This is a genomic window from Rathayibacter sp. AY1F8 (assembly GCF_002932165.1).
Lineage (GTDB): Bacteria > Actinomycetota > Actinomycetes > Actinomycetales > Microbacteriaceae > Rathayibacter.
In genome coordinates this window covers 1-17325 of record NZ_PSVB01000026.1, presented here as the reverse complement: position 1 = coordinate 17325, position 17325 = coordinate 1, and the positions used below count along the sequence as shown (strand labels likewise).

The following is a 17325-nucleotide window of genomic DNA, read 5'->3' as shown; positions in this document are numbered from 1 at the left end:
GAAGAAGGCGCAGCGATGACCCTCCTCGATCGGCTCGCCCCCGCGACCGCCACCACCTGGGTGCCGGTCTGCGCCGTCGGCGACCTCGAGCCGCTCTGGGGCGAGGCCGCCCTGGTCGGCGGTGTGCAGCTCGCCCTGTTCCTCCTGCCCGACGGGCGGGTGCGGGCCGTCTCGAACCTCGACCCCGCGACCGGCGCCGCCGTGCTCTCACGCGGCATCGTCGGCTCGCGTCTGGTCGACGGGGTGCAGCGGCCCACGATCGCCTCGCCCCTGCACAAGGACGTCTTCGACCTCGAGACCGGCGCCTGCTTCACACGAGCGGAGCTGCACCTCGCCACCTGGCAGGTGCGCGAGAGCGACGGCACGATCGAGGTCGCCCAGCGGACCGCTGTGGTCGCCGCGTCCCACGGGACCTCCGACGACGACGGGAGACGTGCCGTCGCCGCGCTGGTCGAGGCGGTCCGCCGGGCCAACCCGGCGCTGGACGTGCTCGACTCCTTCGTCGACGTGCAGCAGCCCGACGTCCCTGCGACCCTGGGCTCTCTCGAGCCGGGCCGGCCGGCGGTGGTCGTGCCGCTGCTGCTCTCGGCCGGCTACCACGTGCACGTCGACCTGGCCGAGGCCGCGGCGGAGGCGGAGCGGCCGGTGCGGGTCTCGGGCGCGCTCGGACCCGATCCCCGCCTGGCGCGCGTGCTCGCCCGCCGGCTCCACGAGGCAGGGCTCGACGACGGCGACCGCGTCGTGCTCGCCGCTGCCGGCTCGAGCGACGCCGGTGCCGTCGCGGACTGCTGGACCACCGGCCGCCTCCTCGCCGCCGAGCTCGGCCGCGAGGTGAGCACCTCGTTCATCTCGGCCGCCGAGCCGCGGATCGCGGAGGCGGTCGCCGCCGAGCGCGCCGCCCACCCCGGCGCGCGCGTCGTGGTCGCCACCTACCTGCTCGCGCCCGGCTACTTCGCCGGCCTGGCCGCCTCCGCGGGGGCCGACCTCGCCTCCGCTCCCCTCCTCACCGCCGTCGATCCGCCCGCCCGCGAGCTGGTCGACATCGTCTCGGAGCTGTTCGGGCGCAACGCCTGACGCCTCCTCCCCGCACCACCACCGCTCCACCTCCCCGTCCCGAGCGCGCCCTCGCGCGCGCCGCCCACCCTCCGGAGGACCACGATGACTGCTGCACCCCCGACCACCGTCCCCACGACCGCCGCCACATCCACCGGCATCATCCGACGGCCGGGCCGCTGGATCGACGGCTGGAACCCCGAGGACCCCGCCCAGTGGGAGGCGGAGGGACGCTCCGTCGCCGCTCGCAATCTGAGGTGGTCGATCTTCGCCGAGTTCCTCGGCTTCGTCGTCTGGCAGCTCTGGTCGGTCGTCGTCGTCTCGCTGCCGGCGGCCGGGTTCGCCTTCGACACCGGGCAGATCTTCTGGCTCATCTCGATGCCGAGCCTCGTCGGCGCCACCCTGCGGATCCCGTACACGTTCATGGTCCCCCGCTTCGGCGGCCGCAACTGGACGATCGTGTCGGCGGGCCTCCTGCTGATCCCGAGCGTCGGACTCGGCATCGCGGTCTCGAATCCGGAGACCCCGTTCGGCGTCATGCTCCTGGTGGCCGCGCTCGCCGGCTTCGGCGGCGGCAACTTCGCCAGCTCGATGGCGAACATCACCTTCTTCTACCCGCACGCGCAGAAGGGCTGGGCTCTGGGGCTCAACGCCGCGGGCGGCAACCTGGGCGCCTCCGTCGCGCAGCTCGTCGTGCCGATCGCGATCACCGTCGGCGCCGCGGCCACGCTGAACCTGCCGATCGCCGGCTTCCTCTGGGTCCCCCTGATCGTCGTGGCGATGATCGGCGCCGCCAAGCGCATGGACAACCTCTCGACCGCGAAGTCCGACGTCGCCGCCTCCCTCGCCGCGCTCCGCGAGCCGCACCTCTGGCTGCTGGCCGTGCTCTACATCGGCACCTTCGGGTCCTTCATCGGATTCGCCGGCGTGTTCCCGAAGCTCATCGCCGACACCTTCCCCGAGTTCTCCGGCTTCGCCGTCGGCTCGGCGACGGTCGGCCTCGCGTTCCTCGGCTCCCTGGTGGGCTCGCTGTCCCGCCCCTCCGGCGGCCGTCTGGCCGACCGCTTCGGCGGAGCGCCTGTCACGGTCCTCGCCTTCGTCGCCATGGGCGCCGGGATCCTCGGCGTGATCGCGACACTGCCGCTCGGCAGCTTCTGGCTCTTCCTCGCCTGCTTCCTCGTGCTCTTCTCGGCGGCCGGCATCGGCAACGGCGCGACCTACCGCATGATCCCCACGGTGTTCGCCCTCCGCGCCCGCCAGCGCGGTGACGACGGCATCGGCGCCCAGCGCACGTCCGCCGCGGCGCTCGGCCTGATCTCGGCGATCGGCGCCTACGGCGGCTTCGTGATCCCCCAGCTGCTCGGCTTCTCCAAGACCGAGTTCGGCGACTACACCACGGCGCTGGGCTGGTTCGTCGGCGCCTATGCGGTGATGCTCGCGATCACGGCCGGCGTCTACCTCCGCCTCGCCGCGAAGACGGGGACCCGGATCTGACGATGAGCGCACCCGCCCCGACCGACTCCCACTGCCCGTACTGCGCCCTGCAGTGCGCGATGACGCTGACACCCGCGGCGGGCCCCGTGCCCCTGGCGGTCGAGGGGAGGGAGTTCCCGACGAACCGGGGCGGGCTCTGCGCCAAGGGCTGGACCTCCGTCGAGCTGCTGGCGAGCGGACAGCGCCTGGTCTCCCCGCTGCTGCGCGGCGCCGACGGCGTCCTCGCGGAGGCGTCGTGGGAGGAGGCGCTCGACGCGGTCGCCGGGGCGGTGCGCGGCGTCCGGGAGCGGCACGGCGCCGACGCGGTGGCCGTCTTCGGCGGCGGGGGCCTCACCAACGAGAAGGCCTACCAGCTCGGGAAGTTCGCTCGGATCGCTCTCGGCACCTCCCGGATCGACTACAACGGCCGCTTCTGCATGTCCTCGGCCGCGGCGGCCGGCAACCGCGCCTTCGGCGTCGATCGCGGACTGCCGTTCCCGGTGTCCGACCTCGACGACGCCGACACGATCCTGCTCCTGGGCTCGAACGTCGCCGCGACGATGCCGCCGCTTCTCGCCCACTTCGCCGGTGCCCGCTCGCGGGGCGGCCTGGTGGTCGTCGACCCGCGCCGCTCGGCCACCGCGCGGCTGACGGAGGACGGCGCCGGCACGCATCTGCAGCCCGCTCCCGGGACGGATCTGCCGCTCCTCCTCGGGCTGATCCACCTGGTCTTCGCCGAGGGCCTCGCCGACACCGCCTACCTCGCCGCGCGCACGACCGGCGTCGAGGCCCTGCGCCGCAGCGTCTCGTCGTGGTGGCCGGAGCGCACCTCCGCGGTCACGGGCGTGCCGACCTCGCTCCTCCGCTCCCTGGCGCGCCGGCTCGCCGCGGGGCGGTCGTTCGTGCTGACCGGCCGCGGGGTCGAGCAGCACGTCGACGGCACCGACACCGCGACCGCCGCGATCAACCTCGCTCTCGTGCTCGGCCTGGTGGGTCGCGAGGGGTCGGGGTACGGCACGCTCACCGGTCAGGGCAACGGCCAGGGCGGACGCGAGCACGGACAGAAGGCCGATCAGCTCCCGGGGTACCGCTCCATCCGCGATCCGGAGGCGCGGCGCCACGTCGCCGCCGTCTGGGACGTGACGCCCGAATCGATCCCCGGCCCGGGCCTGCCCGCCACCGCCCTGCTCGCCGAGCTCGGACGCTCCGTGCACTGCCTGCTGGTGCACGGCTCCAACGTGGTCGTCTCGGCTCCGGACGCCGACGCCGTCCGCGCCGGGCTCGAGGCCCTGGACACGCTGGTCGTCTGCGACTTCTTCCTCTCCGAGACCGCCGCGCTAGCCGATGTGGTGCTCCCGGTGCCGCAGTGGGCGGAGGAGGAGGGCACGATGACCTCGCTCGAGGGCCGGGTGCTCCGCCGCCGCCGGGCGATCGACCCGCCGGCGGGAGTGCGCAGCGAGCTCTGGATCATGAGCGAACTGGCGCGCCGTCTCGACGCCCCCTCGAGCTGGTCGACCGTCCCCGCGGAGGTGTTCGACGAGCTGGCCCGCGCGTCCGCGGGAGGCGTGGCCGACTACTCCGGCCTCTCGCACGCCCTGCTCGACACCGGGATCGCCGCCCACTGGCCCTACCCAGCGGGCGGCACGGGGACGCCGCGCCTCTTCGCTGAGCGCTTCGGGCACCCCGACGGCCGGGCGCGCCTGGTCGCCGTCATCCCCGCCGTCCCCGTCGTCGTGGACCGCGGCGAGGAGCTGACCCTGGTGACCGGCCGCTACCTCCAGCAGTACCAGTCGGGCACCCAGACCCGGCGGGTCGCGGAGCTCGATGCGGCCCGCCCCGAGGCTCGGCTCGAGATCCACCCGGCGACCGCCTCCCGGCTCGGCGTCCGCGACGGAGCACCTGTGGCGATCGGGAACGCGCGCGGCGTGGTCCGCGCCCGCGCGAGCGTCACCGCGGACATCCGCCACGACACGGTGTTCCTGCCCTTCCACTACGCGGGTGAGCAGTGCGCGAACCTCCTCACCGAGGCCGTCGTGGACCCGGTGTCGTCGATGCCCGAGTTCAAGCGCACGCGGGTCTGGGTCCGCGCGGAAGGGACGGCACATGCCTGAGACACCTCCCGAGCGGATCGTCCTGATCGGCTATGGCCCCGTCGGCTCGCGCTTCGTCGAGGAGCTGCTGCCGGCCGTGCGGGCCGGTCTGGTCGCGCTGACGGTGGTCGGCGCCGAGAGCGACGACCCGTACAACCGTGTCCTGCTCGCGGAGTACGCCGTCGGCCGGGCGACCCGCGAGCGCCTCGACCTCGGCGACCGGACGGCGGCGGAGGCGGCGGGCGTCGTCCTGCGCCTGGGAGCGGCCGTCGTGGGGATCGACCGCGCGCGGAACGTCGTGCGGCTGCACGACGGCGAGCGGCTGCCCTACGACCGCCTCGTCCTGGCCACCGGCGCCCGGGCGAACGTGCCGACCCTCGCCGGGATGGAGCGGTCCCGACGCGAGCGGACGGTGCGCGCCGCCGATCCGGAGTCGCTCGACGCGGGCTCCCGGCCCCTCCCGGAGCGGGTGGTGGCGCTGCGCGACCTGGCCGACGCCCGGGTGGTCCGCGAGTCCGTGCGCTCCGGCGCTCGCCTCGTCGTGCTCGGGGCGGGAGTGCTCGGGATCGAGTTCGCCCTCGCCGCCGCCGAGCAGGGCGCGCAGGTGGTGGTCGTCTTCCACGGCGACATCCCGATGGCCCGCAATCTCGACACGGGCGGGGGGCGGATGCTGGCCGCGGCCGCTCGCGCGGCCGGCGTCGAGATGGTGGCGCACGCCCGGTCCGAGAGCGTCCTGCTCGCGCACGACGACCGCGGCCGTGCGCACTTCCAGGCGCTCGTCTGCGCTGACGGCAAGCAGATCGAGGGGGATCTGCTGGTGCTCTCGTGCGGTGTCGGTGCGCGGGTCGAGCTGGCCGCGGGCGCGGAGCTCGCCGTTTCGACCGGGATCCTGGTCGATGAGCAGCTGCGCAGCTGGAGCGACCCGGACGTCTTCGCGATCGGCGACTGCGCGCACGTCGCCCCCCGCGGCTCGGCCCTGCCCGACGGCCGCGTGCCCGGCGGACCGAGCGGACTGATCGGTCCGGGATGGGAGCAGGCGGACCGGCTCGCAGCGCGGATCCGGGCGGAGGCTGAGGGCCGCTGCGGCGAGGAGCGCGTCCCCGACGCCCGACCGGCGGTCGTGATGCTGAAGGCCGAGGGTGTCGACCTCGTGGCAGGAGGCGACGTGGCCCCGGAGCCGTGGGACCCGCACCGCCCGGGCGAGGAGCACCTCGAGGTGACGCTGTGGGCTGACCCCGCCCGCGGCGGCTACGCCAAGCTCGTGACCGCAGGAGGAGTGCTGCGCGGGTTCGTCTCGGTGGGTCTGCCCCGGGTCGGCGCCGAGCTCAGCCTCCTCTTCGAACGGGGCTCGGAGCTGCCGGCGGACCGGTCGAGCCTCCTGCGTCTGGACGCCCCGGATGCGGGCGCCGCGGCGACCGGCGATCCGTTCGCCCCCGATGCCACGGTCTGCTGGTGCAACGGCGTGACGGCGGCGGTGATCACCGATGCGGCTGCGGCGGGACACGGGACGGTCGCCTGCGTCGGGCGGGCGACCCGCGCCGGCACGGGCTGCGGCGGCTGCACCGGGCGTATCGCCGAGCTGCTCGCGCGGACGGCGGTCCCCGCCTGATCGCCGCGAGGACCGGGCCTCGCCGCCTCAGCGGTCGAGCGCCTCCGCGAGGCGCCGGGTGACCGCCCGCAGTTCGAGCTCGACCCCGCGGACGCGCTCGTCGAGAGCCGCTGCGCTGTCGGCGGCCTGCTCGGCGGCCGCCGCACCCGCCGCCTCGGACGAGGCGCGGTCGGCCGCGACCGACGCGCTGAGCTCGTCCAGCGCCTCCCGGAGGCCCGCCGACTCGTCGCGCAGCACGGAGACGTCGCCCTGCACCGCGCTCAGCTCGCCGCGGAGCCCGGCCACCTCGTCGCGCAGGGCCGCCGTCTCGGCGCGCAGCTCCTCCGTGCGCAGCCGCGCCTGCTCGAACCAGGGGGCGACCAGCCGGTGCACGGCGTCGCGGAGCACGACGCCGCCGCGGCCGAGCCGGGTGGGCGCCGAGCCGGGGTCCTGGAGGAAGTCGTGGTCAGTGGTCATCGTCGTGGTCCCGTCCGGAGAAGCGGCGGTGGAGCACGTCCATCGCCCGCAGATCCTTGTCCATGATGTCGGCCTCGAGGGTGGTGTCGGCGAGGCGGTCGGCGAGGCCCGGCCGGGAGCGGCGCTCGAGCGAGGCCTCGATCAGCTCGACGGAGCGCTCGAACGAGAGCGGTCCGCGCGCCGCGGCCCGGCCCCGCCGACCGAGCGCCTCGAGGTCCACCGCCCCGCTCGCCACGTCCCGCATCGCCTCGAGGAGCGCCGGGGCGGAGCGGGTGATCTTGATGCAGTCGACGCCGTCGATGAGGAACTCCGCTACTCCGCTGGCCGCCGTCACGATCGGCACGGCGCCCGCCGCGGCCGCCTCGACCGGCGCGACGCCGAACGCCTCTCCGGCCCAGGTCGGGAAGAGGAACGCGTCGGCGCGGCCGTGCGCGGCGAGCACCTCGGCGTGCGGCGTCGCTCCGTGGAACTCGACCAGGCCGGCCAGGCCCGCCTCGTCCGCCCGGGCGCGCCAGCCGTCCACGTCTCCGTCGCCGTAGAGGTCCACGCGGAAGTCGCGGGTCTCCTCCGCGAGAGACGCCGCCGCCTCCAGCACCAGCCCGACGCCCTTGTGCTCGCCGAGCGACGCGGCGAACGTGAACCGGGTGGTCCCGCCCTCGCGGTAGCGCCGCGGCTCCGCGGTGTCGGGGGGAACGGACACTCCGCGCCCGATCACCTCGACCTCGCCCAGGCTCAGCCCGCCGGCCTCGATCGCGTCGACGAGGGAGCGGCTGACCGCGACGATCTCGCCGCGGTCGAAGTGGTCGGGGGCCTGGGCGCCGTAGACGCGGAGCACGCGCTCGGGCAGCCCGTCGACCAGGGCGTTCGGGATGCGGTCGCCGAGGTTCCACATCCACGGCGCCTCCACCGCCCGCAGCAGGTCGATCATCGCGAGGCCGCCGATCCCGAGCAGGTTGAAGGCCACCACGTGGGTCGGCGCGAAGTCGCGCAGCTCCTCGAGCAGGATGCGGGTGTTCTCGAACCGCGAGACGGCGCTCTCGTGGTGCAGCAGCTGAGCGATCTCGCCGCCGGTCTGCGGCAGCGGGAAGTAGGTGCGCAGGCTCAGCGTGCGGTGCACCTCGACACCCGAGGGCTCCGGCGGCAGGTAGGTCGGCGTGGTCAGCACGCGCACGGTGTGGCCGCGGGCCGCCATCGCCTCCGCGACGCGCGCACAGGTCATCTCGTATCCGCCGAGCACCTGCGGCGGGTAGAGGTTGCTCACGAACAGCAGGCGCATCAGCGCACCTCCCCTCTCGCGGAGGCGTCCGCCGCGATCCGCGCCGTCACCTCGGGCGTGTAGGCCGCGCGGGCCTGGCGGTCGTTGCCGCCGTCCCAGTAGTTGACGAGGTAGAGCCCGGACTGCTGCGTGCGCGGCACGAACGGGAACAGCTGGGCCCGGGGCTCGATCTGCGCGATCCGGTAACCGGCGTCGACCGCGCGCACGTGCAGCCAGATGTCGTCGGCGTCCGGGGCGATCTCGCGGAACGCCTCCCCGTGCGCGGCGATCTCGCCGAGGAGCGGGGCGGGCAGCAGCTGCCCGGAGACGGAGGTGCCGAAGACATCGGTCGACGCGCGCGTGTCGGCGACCGGCGTCCAGCTCGTGTACGGAGCCACGGCGCCGTCGACGATCCCCACCCGGTGGGCGCGGTAGCAGAGCACGGTCTCTCGTGGGTAGCGCGAGCGGGCGTCGAGCAGGCCCCTCAGCCAGGTGCGCGGGTACACGATGTCGTCGTCGGAGGTGACGAGGTCGCGCTCCCCCGCCCGGCCCGAGAGCAGGTGCGGGTAGTACTTCGTGTGCACGCGGTAGCCGTCGACCAGGCGGATCTCGACGCCGCGGCGGCGGAGGCGTCGCAGCGGCGCGGGCAGGTCGGCGTGCAGGGCCGGGTCGTCGAGCCAGAGCACCAGGCGCGCGGGCCGGGCGTCGCCGCGGGCGATGGACTCGAGCGCCACGTGGACCCGCTGCAGCCGCTCGCCGTGCGTGGTCATCGTCACCACGACCTCGCCCGCCGGATCGACCGCGGAGCGGCGGGAGAAGCGGTTGGCCAGATCGAGCAGCAGCAGCTCGCGCCGGAGCGCGGGCGAGGGGTGGTCGATCGGCCGGGCGGCGATCACGGCGGCGCGGCGCTCCGAGAGGCGCTGAGGGGCGGAGCAGACGACCCGGGCCGCGGAGCGCAGCCGCGTGCGGGGGCGGACACGACGGCCCAGCGCCGCGAGGCGCGTGCGGGGCCGGACGCGCCGGCCGACGGCGGCGAGAGCGGGATGCATCGGTCCAGGTTAGCCGGAGGCGCCCGGGGCCCCTGCGCCGGTCAGGGCTCGTCGACGACCGCGAAGGCCCGCACCGGGAAGGTCCCGAAGCCCCGCACCTTCGGCGGCACGGCGGTGAAGCGCGCCCCTGTCGCCGGCAGCCCGCCGAGGCCGGTGAGGTGCTCGACGACGTGCACTCCCGCGGCGAGGAGTGCCGAGTGCGCGGGCCGCGATCCGCCCGACTCCGTGTCGTCGATGTTCACCGAGTCGATGCCGACCAGCACCGCGCCGGCGGCGACGAGCGCCTCCGCCGCCTCGCCGCTGAGGAAGGGGGCGCCCCTGCCGTACCCGGGCGTGGCGAAGTGCGCGTCCCAGCCGGTGCGGAGAAGGACGGCGGCGCCGCGGACGTCGAGTCCCGCGACCGCGTCAGCACTGATGCCCCGTCCGGTGGCTCCGGTCGCGTCGACCACGACGGCAGGCAGATCGACCAGCGTCTCGAGGCGGAGAGCGGCGAGATCGGCTCCGCCCTCGTAGCGGTGGAACGGGCTGTCGAGGTAGGTGCCCGTGTTCCCGATCATCTCGATGACGTCCATCGCGAACTCGGTGCCGGGCGCGTAGGAGGCGCGGGACGCCTCACGCGTGAGGTGCGGCCGGATGCGCGGAGCGGGCAGGCCCGGGTAGGTCACCAGCCCGTCCGCGACGGTGTGGCTGAGGTCGACGAAGCGGCGCGAGGAGGTCATGCGCCCGATCCTGGCAGGGGCCGGCTCGGGCGCACCATCGAGATGCCGCCCCGCGGGGCGGCGTTCCCGCCTCTACTTCTTCGGCAGCGCCGCCGACAGGTCCGCGATCAGGTCGGACGAGTCCTCGAGGCCCACCGAGAGGCGCACCAGCGACTCCGAGACCTCCAGCGGCGTGCCCTTCACCGACGCGTGCGTCATCTCGCTCGGGTAGCCGATCAGCGACTCGACGCCGCCCAGTGACTCCGCGAGCTGGAACAGCTCGGTCGACTCGGCGAACTTCCGGGCCGCGCGCGGCGTCGCGAGCTCGAGCGAGAGCATCCCGCCGAACCGCGACATCTGGCGCTTCGCCAGCTCGTGGCCGGGGTGCGAGGGCAGGCCCGGGTAGTGCACGGCCGTCACCGCCGGGTGCTCGACGAGGAACTCGGCGACCGCCTGCGCGTTGACGGAGTGGCGCTCCATCCGCACCCCGAGGGTCTTGATGCCGCGGACCGTGAGCCACGCGTCCATCGGGCCCGAGATCGCTCCGACCGCGAACTGCAGGAACGCGATCTTCTCGGCCAGCGGCCCCGAGCGCAGGGCGAGCGCGCCGCCGACGACGTCCGAGTGGCCACCGAGGTACTTCGTGGTCGAGTGCACGACCACGTCGGCACCGAGGGCCAGCGGCTGCTGCAGGGCGGAGGAGGCGAACGTGTTGTCGACGACGACGATCAGGTCGTGCGCGTGGGCCAGGTCGGCGAGCTCGGCGATGTCGCTGATGGTCATCAGCGGGTTCGACGGGGTCTCGACCCAGAGCATCTTCGTCTCACCGGGGACGATCGCCCGCTGCACCTCGCGGAGGTTCGACATGTCGACGGCCGTGTTGCGCACGCCCCAGGCGCTGTGCACCCGGTCGATCAGGCGGTGGCTGCCGCCGTACGCGTCGTTGCCCAGGACGACGTGGTCGCCGGGCGCGAGGGCGGCGCGCAGCAGGGTGTCCTCGGCCGCGAGGCCGGAGGAGAAGGAGTAGGCGACGTCCGCACCCTCGAGCGAGGCGATGAGCTCCTGGAGCGAGTCGCGCGTCGGGTTCGCCGAGCGGGCGTACTCGTAGCCGCCCCGGAGACCGCCGATGCCGTCCTGGACGAACGTGGAGGTCATGTAGACGGGCGGCACGACCGCGCCGGTGGTCGGATCGAACTCCTGGCCGGCGTGGATGGCGCGGGTGTCGAAGTGCTGCTTCTTGGGCATGGTGCGGGCTCCCTGGGTCGGAGGTGCGGAGGCGGCGGCCGTCAGGCCGTGGCGTAGGTGAGGAGGTCCTGTCGGGTGATCACCGCGACGGGCTTGCCCTCGTCGGTGACGAGGAGGGCGCTGCGCTCGGTGAGCGCGGCGCGGGCGGCGGTGATGCTCTCGCCGAGCCCGATCAGCGCGAGCGCGTCGCCCACGCAGTCGCCGAGCGGGTCGTTCATCGAGGCGGATCCGGCGAAGACGCGGTCGAGCAGCTCGCGCTCGTCGACGGCTCCGACGACCTCGCCCATCACGACGGGCGGCTCGGCGGTCAGCACCGGCAGCTGCGAGACGCCGTACTCGGTCATGATGCCGATCGCGTCGCGGATCGTGTCGGTCGGGTGAGCGTGCACGAGCGCCGGGAGGTCGGCCTGCCCGCTCGCCGCCCGCGCGCGGAGCACGTCGCGGACGGTGCCCTCGTCGCGCATCTCGAGGAAGCCGTAGGAGCGCATCCAGCGGTCGTTGAAGATCTTGCCGAGGTAGCCGCGCCCGCCGTCCGGAAGGAGCACGACGACGACGTCGTCCGGCCCGAGACCGGCGGCGGCCTTGAGCGCGACGGAGACGGCGAGCCCGCTCGATCCGCCGACGAGCAGCCCCTCCTCGCGGGCGAGGCGGCGGGTCATCGCGAACGACTCGGCGTCGCTGGAGGCGATGATCCGGTCGACCACGCTCGGGTCGTACGCGCTCGGCCAGAAGTCCTCGCCGACGCCCTCGGTCAGGTACGGGCGACCGCCGCCGCCCGAGTAGACGGAGCCCTCGGGGTCGGCGCCGACGATCTGCACGCGGCCCTCCGACACCTCCTTGAGGTAGCGGCCGACGCCGCTGATGGTGCCGCCCGTGCCGACTCCCGCGACGAAGTGGGTGAGCCGGCCGGCGGTGTCGCGCCAGATCTCGGGGCCCGTGGTCTCGTAGTGGCTGAGCGGTCCGTTGAGGTTCGCGTACTGGTTGGGCTTGAAGGCGCCGGGGATCTCGCGGGCGAGGCGGTCCGAGACGGAGTAGTAGGAGGCGGGGTCCTCCGGAGCGACGGCCGTCGGCGTCACGACGATCTCGGCCCCGTAGGCGGTGAGGACGTTGCGCTTGTCCTCCCCCACCTTGTCCGGCAGCACGAACACGCAGCGGTAGCCGCGCTGCTGCGCGACGAGGGCGAGGCCGATGCCGGTGTTGCCGCTGGTCGGCTCCACGATGGTGCCGCCGGGCTTCAGCAGCCCGTCGCGCTCGGCGGCGTCGATGATGCGGGTCGCGATGCGGTCCTTCGACGAGCCGCCGGGGTTCAGGTACTCGACCTTGACGAGCACGGTCGCCTGCACGCCCGCCGCGACCGGACCCAGCTTCACCAGCGGGGTGTCGCCGATGAGGTCGAGCACCGAATCGGCGTAGGCCATCCCGGTCTCCGGGCGTGCGGGAAGGGCGCGATCCAGGCTCATCCCGCCAGCGTAGCAACCGGCTGCGGGCGTGTGACGGGGGTGGGCGGAGGCACAGGGAGCGGTCTCGGGAGGGGAGTGCCGCCGGTCGCGCCGGTGCCCTATCGTGGGGGTCCGCGAGCGCCGCGGTCGACCCGGAACGGACCCCGAATGACCTCACCGATCGCCGCACCGCCGCGGCGTCCGGCCGACATCCACCTCCTCCGCCTGCTCGGCCCGGCGCTGGTCGCCGGAGTCGCCTACCTCGACCCGGGCAACGTCGCCAGCAACATGACGGCCGGCGCCCGGTTCGGCTACCTCCTGGTCTGGGTGGTGGTGCTCGGCAACCTGATGGCCTGGCTCATCCAGTACCTCTCGGCGAAGCTCGGCCTGATGACCGGCCGCAGCCTCCCCGAGCTGCTCGGCGACCGCCTGCGCGGCCGCTGGGGCCGCCGGGCCTACTGGCTGCAGGCCGAGACGGTCGCGATGGCGACCGACCTGGCCGAGGTGATCGGCGGCGCGATCGCGCTGAACCTGCTCTTCGGACTGCCGCTGCTGGCCGGCGGCGTGGTCACCGGCGCGGTCTCGCTGGTGCTGCTGCTCGTGCAGACGCGGGGCGGGGCGCAGCCGTTCGAGCGGGTGATCACGGCGCTGATGGTGCTGATCGCCGTCGGCTTCACGGTCGGCGTGGTCGTCGATCCGCCGGACGCGGGTGCGACCGTCGCCGGTCTCGTGCCGCGCTTCGAGGGCTCGGAGTCGGTGCTGCTCGCCGCCTCGATCCTCGGCGCGACCGTCATGCCCCACGCGATCTACGCCCACTCCGCGCTCGCCCGCGACCGCTTCGGCCACGTCGAGGGCGTCGGCGCGCGCCGGAGGATCCTGGTCGCCACCCGGATCGACGTGACGATCGCCCTCGCGATCGCCGGCACCGTGAACCTCGCGATCCTGCTCCTCGCCGCGCACTCCCTCGCGGGAGTCGCCGGGACCGACAGCCTCGAGGGCGCCCATGCGGCCATCGGAGCGGCGCTCGGACCGGTGGTCGCGACCCTGTTCGCCGTCGGCCTGCTCGCCTCCGGCCTCGCCTCGACCTCGGTCGGCGCGTACGCGGGGGCCGAGATCATGCACGGTCTGCTCCAGGTGCGGGTGCCGCTCGTCGCCCGTCGTCTGGTCACGCTGATCCCGGCGCTCCTGGTGCTCGCGATCGGCTTCGACCCGACGCGCGCGCTGGTGCTCAGCCAGGTGGTCCTGTCGTTCGGCATCCCCTTCGCGCTCGTGCCGCTCGTGATCCTGACCCGCGACCGCCGCCTGATGGGCGACCAGACGAACCGCTGGTTCACCACCCTCGCCGCCGCCCTGGCCGCCGTCTTCCTCATCGTCCTGAACGGCCTGCTGCTCTGGCTCACCTTCGCCCCCTGAGCGCAGCCGCGGCGCATCCTGCGGATCGAGCGGGCCCGTTGGGCATCCCGCTGATCGAGCGGCCCGCTCCTCGGGCGCATCGAGATTCCCCTGACCGCGCATTGATCCGATCCGAAGCCTCGCTCGTTATCCTCTGAGAGCGCCTCTCAGGCGCCTGCGCCCGCCCCAGGCGCCTTCCGCCCTCAGAACGAGAGACGCCGCCGTGCCCAAAGACACGATGTCCGCCAAGAACCGCGCCCGACAGGAGAAGCTCGAGGCCTACAAGCGCGAGCAGGACCGCCGCAAGCGCGGCTCCCGCATCTGGATCTGGTCGCTGTCGGCCCTGGCCGTCCTCGCTGTCGGCGGGATCGTCGCGGTCACCGTCTTCGGGAACCAGCAGATCGTCGAGGCGCGCGAGATCGACGGCCTGCAGACCTTCGACAACGACGCCACCCACGTCGCCGGCGCCGTCGACTACCCGCAGACCCCGCCGGCGGGCGGCCCGCACAACGCCGTGTGGATGAACTGCGGCGTCTACGACGAGCCCGTCCCGAACGAGAACGCGGTGCACGACCTCGAGCACGGCGCCGTCTGGGCCACCTACGACCCCGAGCTCCCGCAGAGCGAGGTCGACGCGCTGATCGCCGCGATGCCCGACACCTACTCCGTCGTCTCGCCCTACGAGGGCCTCGAGTCGCCCATCGTGCTGAGCGCCTGGGACGCCCAGGTCGCGATCGACTCGCCCGAGGACCCCCGCATCGACGCCTTCGTCGAGCGCTTCTGGCAGTCCTCGAGCGCTCCGGAGCCCGGCGCCCCCTGCACCGGAGGGATCGATGCGCCCGGCAAGCAGTAGGGGCCGGATCCTCGTCGCCGCGGTCGCCGTGGTCGCGCTCCTCCTCGGGGCGGCCGGCGGCTACCTCTTCGGCGCGCTCGCTCCGTTCGCCTCCGCCGCGACGCCCTCGAGCGCCAGCGCCGAAGCGGGCTTCGCGCGCGACATGCAGGTGCACCACCTGCAGGGCGCCGAGCTGGCGATGATCGCCCGCGAGCGCAGCGCCGACGACGAGGTCCTCACCGTCTCGAAGGACATCCTGCTCACCCAGCAGCAGCAGGCCGGGCAGCTCTTCGGCTGGCTGAACTCGTGGGGCCTGCCGCAGGCTGCTCCAGAGCCCTCGATGACCTGGATGGGCCGGCCGACCCTGGCCGGAGCCGCCGACGAGCACTCGTCGATGGGGATGGGGACCGAGGACGGCGTCGTGCCCGCGAGCATGCCCGGTCTCGCGACACCGGACCAGATCACCGCCCTCAGCAGCGCGTCGGGCCGAGACTTCGACCGGATGTTCCTCGAGCTGATGATCGCCCACCACCGCGGCGCGATCGACATGGCCGAGGCGCTGCTCGCCCGGAGCCGCGTGACGGTCGCCACCGACTTCGCCTCCTCCGTCGTGAAGGCCCAGGAGGCCGAGATCTCGCTGATGGAGCAGATGCTCGAGGACCGCCCGGCGGAGTGACCGCCTCCGGCGCGCACGACAGCGGCTGAGAGTGGTGCGCCTCCCCACCAGGGAGGGGCACGTGCTCTCCGCCGACGTCGTGCACGGGGCCCGGCGACTCAGACGGCGTCGGCTGCGAGTAGCCCCGCGGAGTCCGGCCGCCGATCCGCGGCTCAGCCCTGGAGGGCCGACTCCGTCTGCTGCGCGTAGAGCGAGGCGTAGAGTCCGCCGAGGCCAAGCAGCTCGCGGTGGGTGCCCGATTCGACGATCCGGCCGCCCTCGACGACGTGGATGACGTCGGCCGACACGATGGTCGAGAGCCGGTGAGCGATCGCGATGGTGGTGCGACCGCGGGCGGCGTCGTCGAGCGCGGTCTGGACGATCCGCTCCGAGACGGTGTCGAGGGCGCTGGTCGCCTCGTCGAGGATGAGGACCGCCGGGTCCTTCAACAGGACGCGTGCGATCGCGAGCCGCTGCTTCTCGCCTCCGGAGAGCCGGTAGCCGCGCTCGCCGACCAGCGTGTCGTAGCCGTCGGGGAACGACGTGATCGTCGCGTGGATGTTCGCGGCGCGGGCGGCCGCCTCCAGCTCCTCCTGCGTCGCGTCCGGGCGGGCGTAGCGGAGGTTGTCGCCGATCGTCGCGTGGAAGAGGTAGGTCTCCTGGCTGACGATGCCGATGTGCGAGACGAGCGACTCCTGCCGCAGCTCGCGCACGTCGGTGCCGGCGAAGCGCACCGCTCCCCCGGCCACGTCGTAGAGGCGCGGGACGAGGTACGAGATGGTGGTCTTGCCCGCGCCGGAGGGACCGACGAAGGCGACGAACTGGCCCGGCTCTATGGCGACCGAGACGTGGTCGAGCGTCGGGCGCGCGTCCTCCGCCTGGTCGGGGTAGCGGAACACGACGTCGTCGAGCTCGACCCGGCCGAGCTCGCCCGAGACCTCGCGTGCATCGGCCCGGTCCGTGATCGCCGGGCGCAGGTCCAGGTACTCGAAGATGCGGGCGAACAGCGCTCCGGCCGTCTGCAGGTCGAGCGCGACGCGCATCAGGCCCAGGAGCGGCCACATCAGGCGCGCCTGCACGGTGGTGAAGGCCACGACGGTCCCGGCGGTGACGGTGGTGCCGCCGAGGATCAGCCAGGCGGCCACGAGGTACACGATCACGGGGATGACGGAGAGGAAGATCTGCACCATCGCGAAGAACCACTGGCCGGACATCTGCTGCCGCACCTGGAGCTCGATCTGCCGGCCGTTCTCGTCGGCGTAGCGCGTCACCTCCGACTCCTGGCGGCCGAAGCTCTTGGCCAGGAGGATGCCCGAGACGCTCAGGGTCTCCTGGGTGATCGCGGTCATCTCGGACAGCGACTCCTGCGTCTTCGTCGCGATGCGCGCCCTCACCTGGCCGACGCGGCGCTGGGCCACGACGAGCACCGGAGTGAGGACGAGGGCGACGATCGTCATCTGCCACGAGAGCAGGAGCATCGCGACGACGGCCGCGATCACGGTGACGGTGTTGCCGAGGACGCTCGAGACGGTGTTCGTGAGCACGTTGGCCACGCCGCCCACGTCGTTGGCGAGGCGCGACTGGATGACGCCGGTGCGGGTGCGGGTGAAGAAGCCGAGCTCCATCGCCTGCAGGTGGCGGAAGAGGCGGATGCGCAGCTCCCCCATGACCGTGTTGCCGACGGTCGCGGTGAGGTAGGTCTGCCAGACGCCGAGGATCGCCGAGAACGCCCAGACCAGCACCATGACGCCGACCAGCTCGAGCAGCACCGGGAGGTTCGGGCGTCCGCCTGGCGGGAAGAGCCCACGGTCGAAGGCCAGCTGAGTGAGGAGCGGGGGCACCACCGTGAGGGCGGCGCCGACGAGCACGAGGATCACGGTGAGCGTGAGCTTGGGGCGGTGGTCGCGGAAGAGTCCCGCGATGCGCCGGAGCAGGTCGTCGACCTTCGGAGCCGCCGCGTTGATCTCCCGCTGGCTGTCCGGATCGCCATGACGGTGCTCTCCGCCGCCATCAAGGGCGTCCCCTCCGAGCAGCTCGAAGCGGCCTCGCTCGACGGAACCAGCGCGTGGCAGTCCTTCT

At 73.7% G+C, this 17325-nt stretch carries 14 protein-coding genes; 7 read left to right on the top strand and 7 right to left on the bottom strand.

Annotation, left to right across the window (positions count from 1 at the left end):
• Window positions 1–15 precede the first annotated feature (15 nt).
• The 4 genes from nirD to C5C35_RS14820 all read left to right on the top strand — a co-directional run bounded on the left by nirD (window position 16) and on the right by C5C35_RS14820 (window position 6225).
• Window positions 16–1074, top strand: coding sequence for a nitrite reductase small subunit NirD (gene nirD, locus C5C35_RS17380; protein WP_104263466.1), 1059 nt, complete (start codon window positions 16–18; stop codon window positions 1072–1074).
• Window positions 1075–1158: 84 nt separating this feature from the next.
• The gene (locus C5C35_RS14830; RefSeq protein ID WP_104224352.1) at window positions 1159–2547 is read left to right on the top strand and encodes an MFS transporter; all 1389 of its coding nucleotides are present in this window, start codon (window positions 1159–1161) and stop codon (window positions 2545–2547) included.
• A gap of 2 nt (window positions 2548–2549) precedes the next feature.
• On the top strand, window positions 2550–4637 hold the full coding sequence (locus tag C5C35_RS14825; protein WP_104263465.1) for a molybdopterin oxidoreductase family protein: 2088 nt from the start codon (window positions 2550–2552) through the stop codon (window positions 4635–4637).
• Window positions 4630–6225 carry an NAD(P)/FAD-dependent oxidoreductase gene (locus C5C35_RS14820; RefSeq protein WP_104227174.1) on the top strand — a complete coding sequence of 532 codons (1596 nt, stop codon included), beginning with the start codon at window positions 4630–4632 and terminating at the stop codon, window positions 6223–6225. The genes C5C35_RS14825 and C5C35_RS14820 overlap by 8 nt, the downstream gene beginning before the upstream one ends.
• A gap of 27 nt (window positions 6226–6252) precedes the next feature.
• Here C5C35_RS14820 and C5C35_RS14815 read toward each other — a convergent pair whose 3' ends face one another.
• The 6 genes from C5C35_RS14815 to C5C35_RS14790 all read right to left on the bottom strand — a co-directional run bounded on the left by C5C35_RS14815 (window position 6253) and on the right by C5C35_RS14790 (window position 12346).
• A complete protein-coding gene (locus C5C35_RS14815; RefSeq protein ID WP_104263464.1) occupies window positions 6253–6681 on the bottom strand; it encodes a hypothetical protein in 429 nt (142 codons plus the stop codon).
• Window positions 6671–7957, bottom strand: a complete 1287-nt coding sequence (locus tag C5C35_RS14810; protein ID WP_104224348.1) for a glycosyltransferase — start codon at window positions 7955–7957, stop codon at window positions 6671–6673. Before C5C35_RS14810 ends, C5C35_RS14815 begins: the two co-directional genes overlap by 11 nt.
• On the bottom strand, window positions 7957–8985 hold the full coding sequence (locus C5C35_RS14805) for a glycosyltransferase (RefSeq protein ID WP_104263463.1): 1029 nt from the start codon (window positions 8983–8985) through the stop codon (window positions 7957–7959). Before C5C35_RS14805 ends, C5C35_RS14810 begins: the two co-directional genes overlap by 1 nt.
• 41 nt (window positions 8986–9026) lie before the next feature.
• Entirely contained in the window at window positions 9027–9704 is a 678-nt protein-coding gene (locus C5C35_RS14800; RefSeq protein ID WP_104247709.1) for a cyclase family protein, read from the bottom strand.
• A 72-nt stretch (window positions 9705–9776) separates the two neighbouring features.
• Window positions 9777–10928, bottom strand: a complete 1152-nt coding sequence (locus tag C5C35_RS14795) for a cystathionine gamma-synthase (RefSeq protein ID WP_104224345.1) — start codon at window positions 10926–10928, stop codon at window positions 9777–9779.
• Between the two features lie 41 nt (window positions 10929–10969).
• Window positions 10970–12346, bottom strand: a complete 1377-nt coding sequence (locus tag C5C35_RS14790; RefSeq protein ID WP_104227178.1) for a cystathionine beta-synthase — start codon at window positions 12344–12346, stop codon at window positions 10970–10972.
• A 189-nt stretch (window positions 12347–12535) separates the two neighbouring features.
• Here C5C35_RS14790 and C5C35_RS14785 point away from each other — a divergent pair, with 189 nt between their 5' ends.
• From C5C35_RS14785 to C5C35_RS14775, 3 genes are all read left to right on the top strand, one after another.
• A complete protein-coding gene (locus tag C5C35_RS14785; protein WP_104227179.1) occupies window positions 12536–13780 on the top strand; it encodes an Nramp family divalent metal transporter in 1245 nt (414 codons plus the stop codon).
• Between the two features lie 202 nt (window positions 13781–13982).
• Entirely contained in the window at window positions 13983–14612 is a 630-nt protein-coding gene (locus C5C35_RS14780) for a DUF3105 domain-containing protein (protein ID WP_244230507.1), read from the top strand.
• Window positions 14593–15267: a DUF305 domain-containing protein gene (locus tag C5C35_RS14775; protein WP_104224341.1), complete on the top strand. Its 675-nt coding sequence runs from the start codon at window positions 14593–14595 to the stop codon at window positions 15265–15267. The genes C5C35_RS14780 and C5C35_RS14775 overlap by 20 nt, the downstream gene beginning before the upstream one ends.
• Window positions 15268–15419: 152 nt before the next feature.
• Here C5C35_RS14775 and C5C35_RS14770 read toward each other — a convergent pair whose 3' ends face one another.
• Window positions 15420–17279, bottom strand: coding sequence for an ABC transporter ATP-binding protein (locus tag C5C35_RS14770; RefSeq protein ID WP_104263462.1), 1860 nt, complete (start codon window positions 17277–17279; stop codon window positions 15420–15422).
• Window positions 17280–17325: the final 46 nt, after the last annotated feature.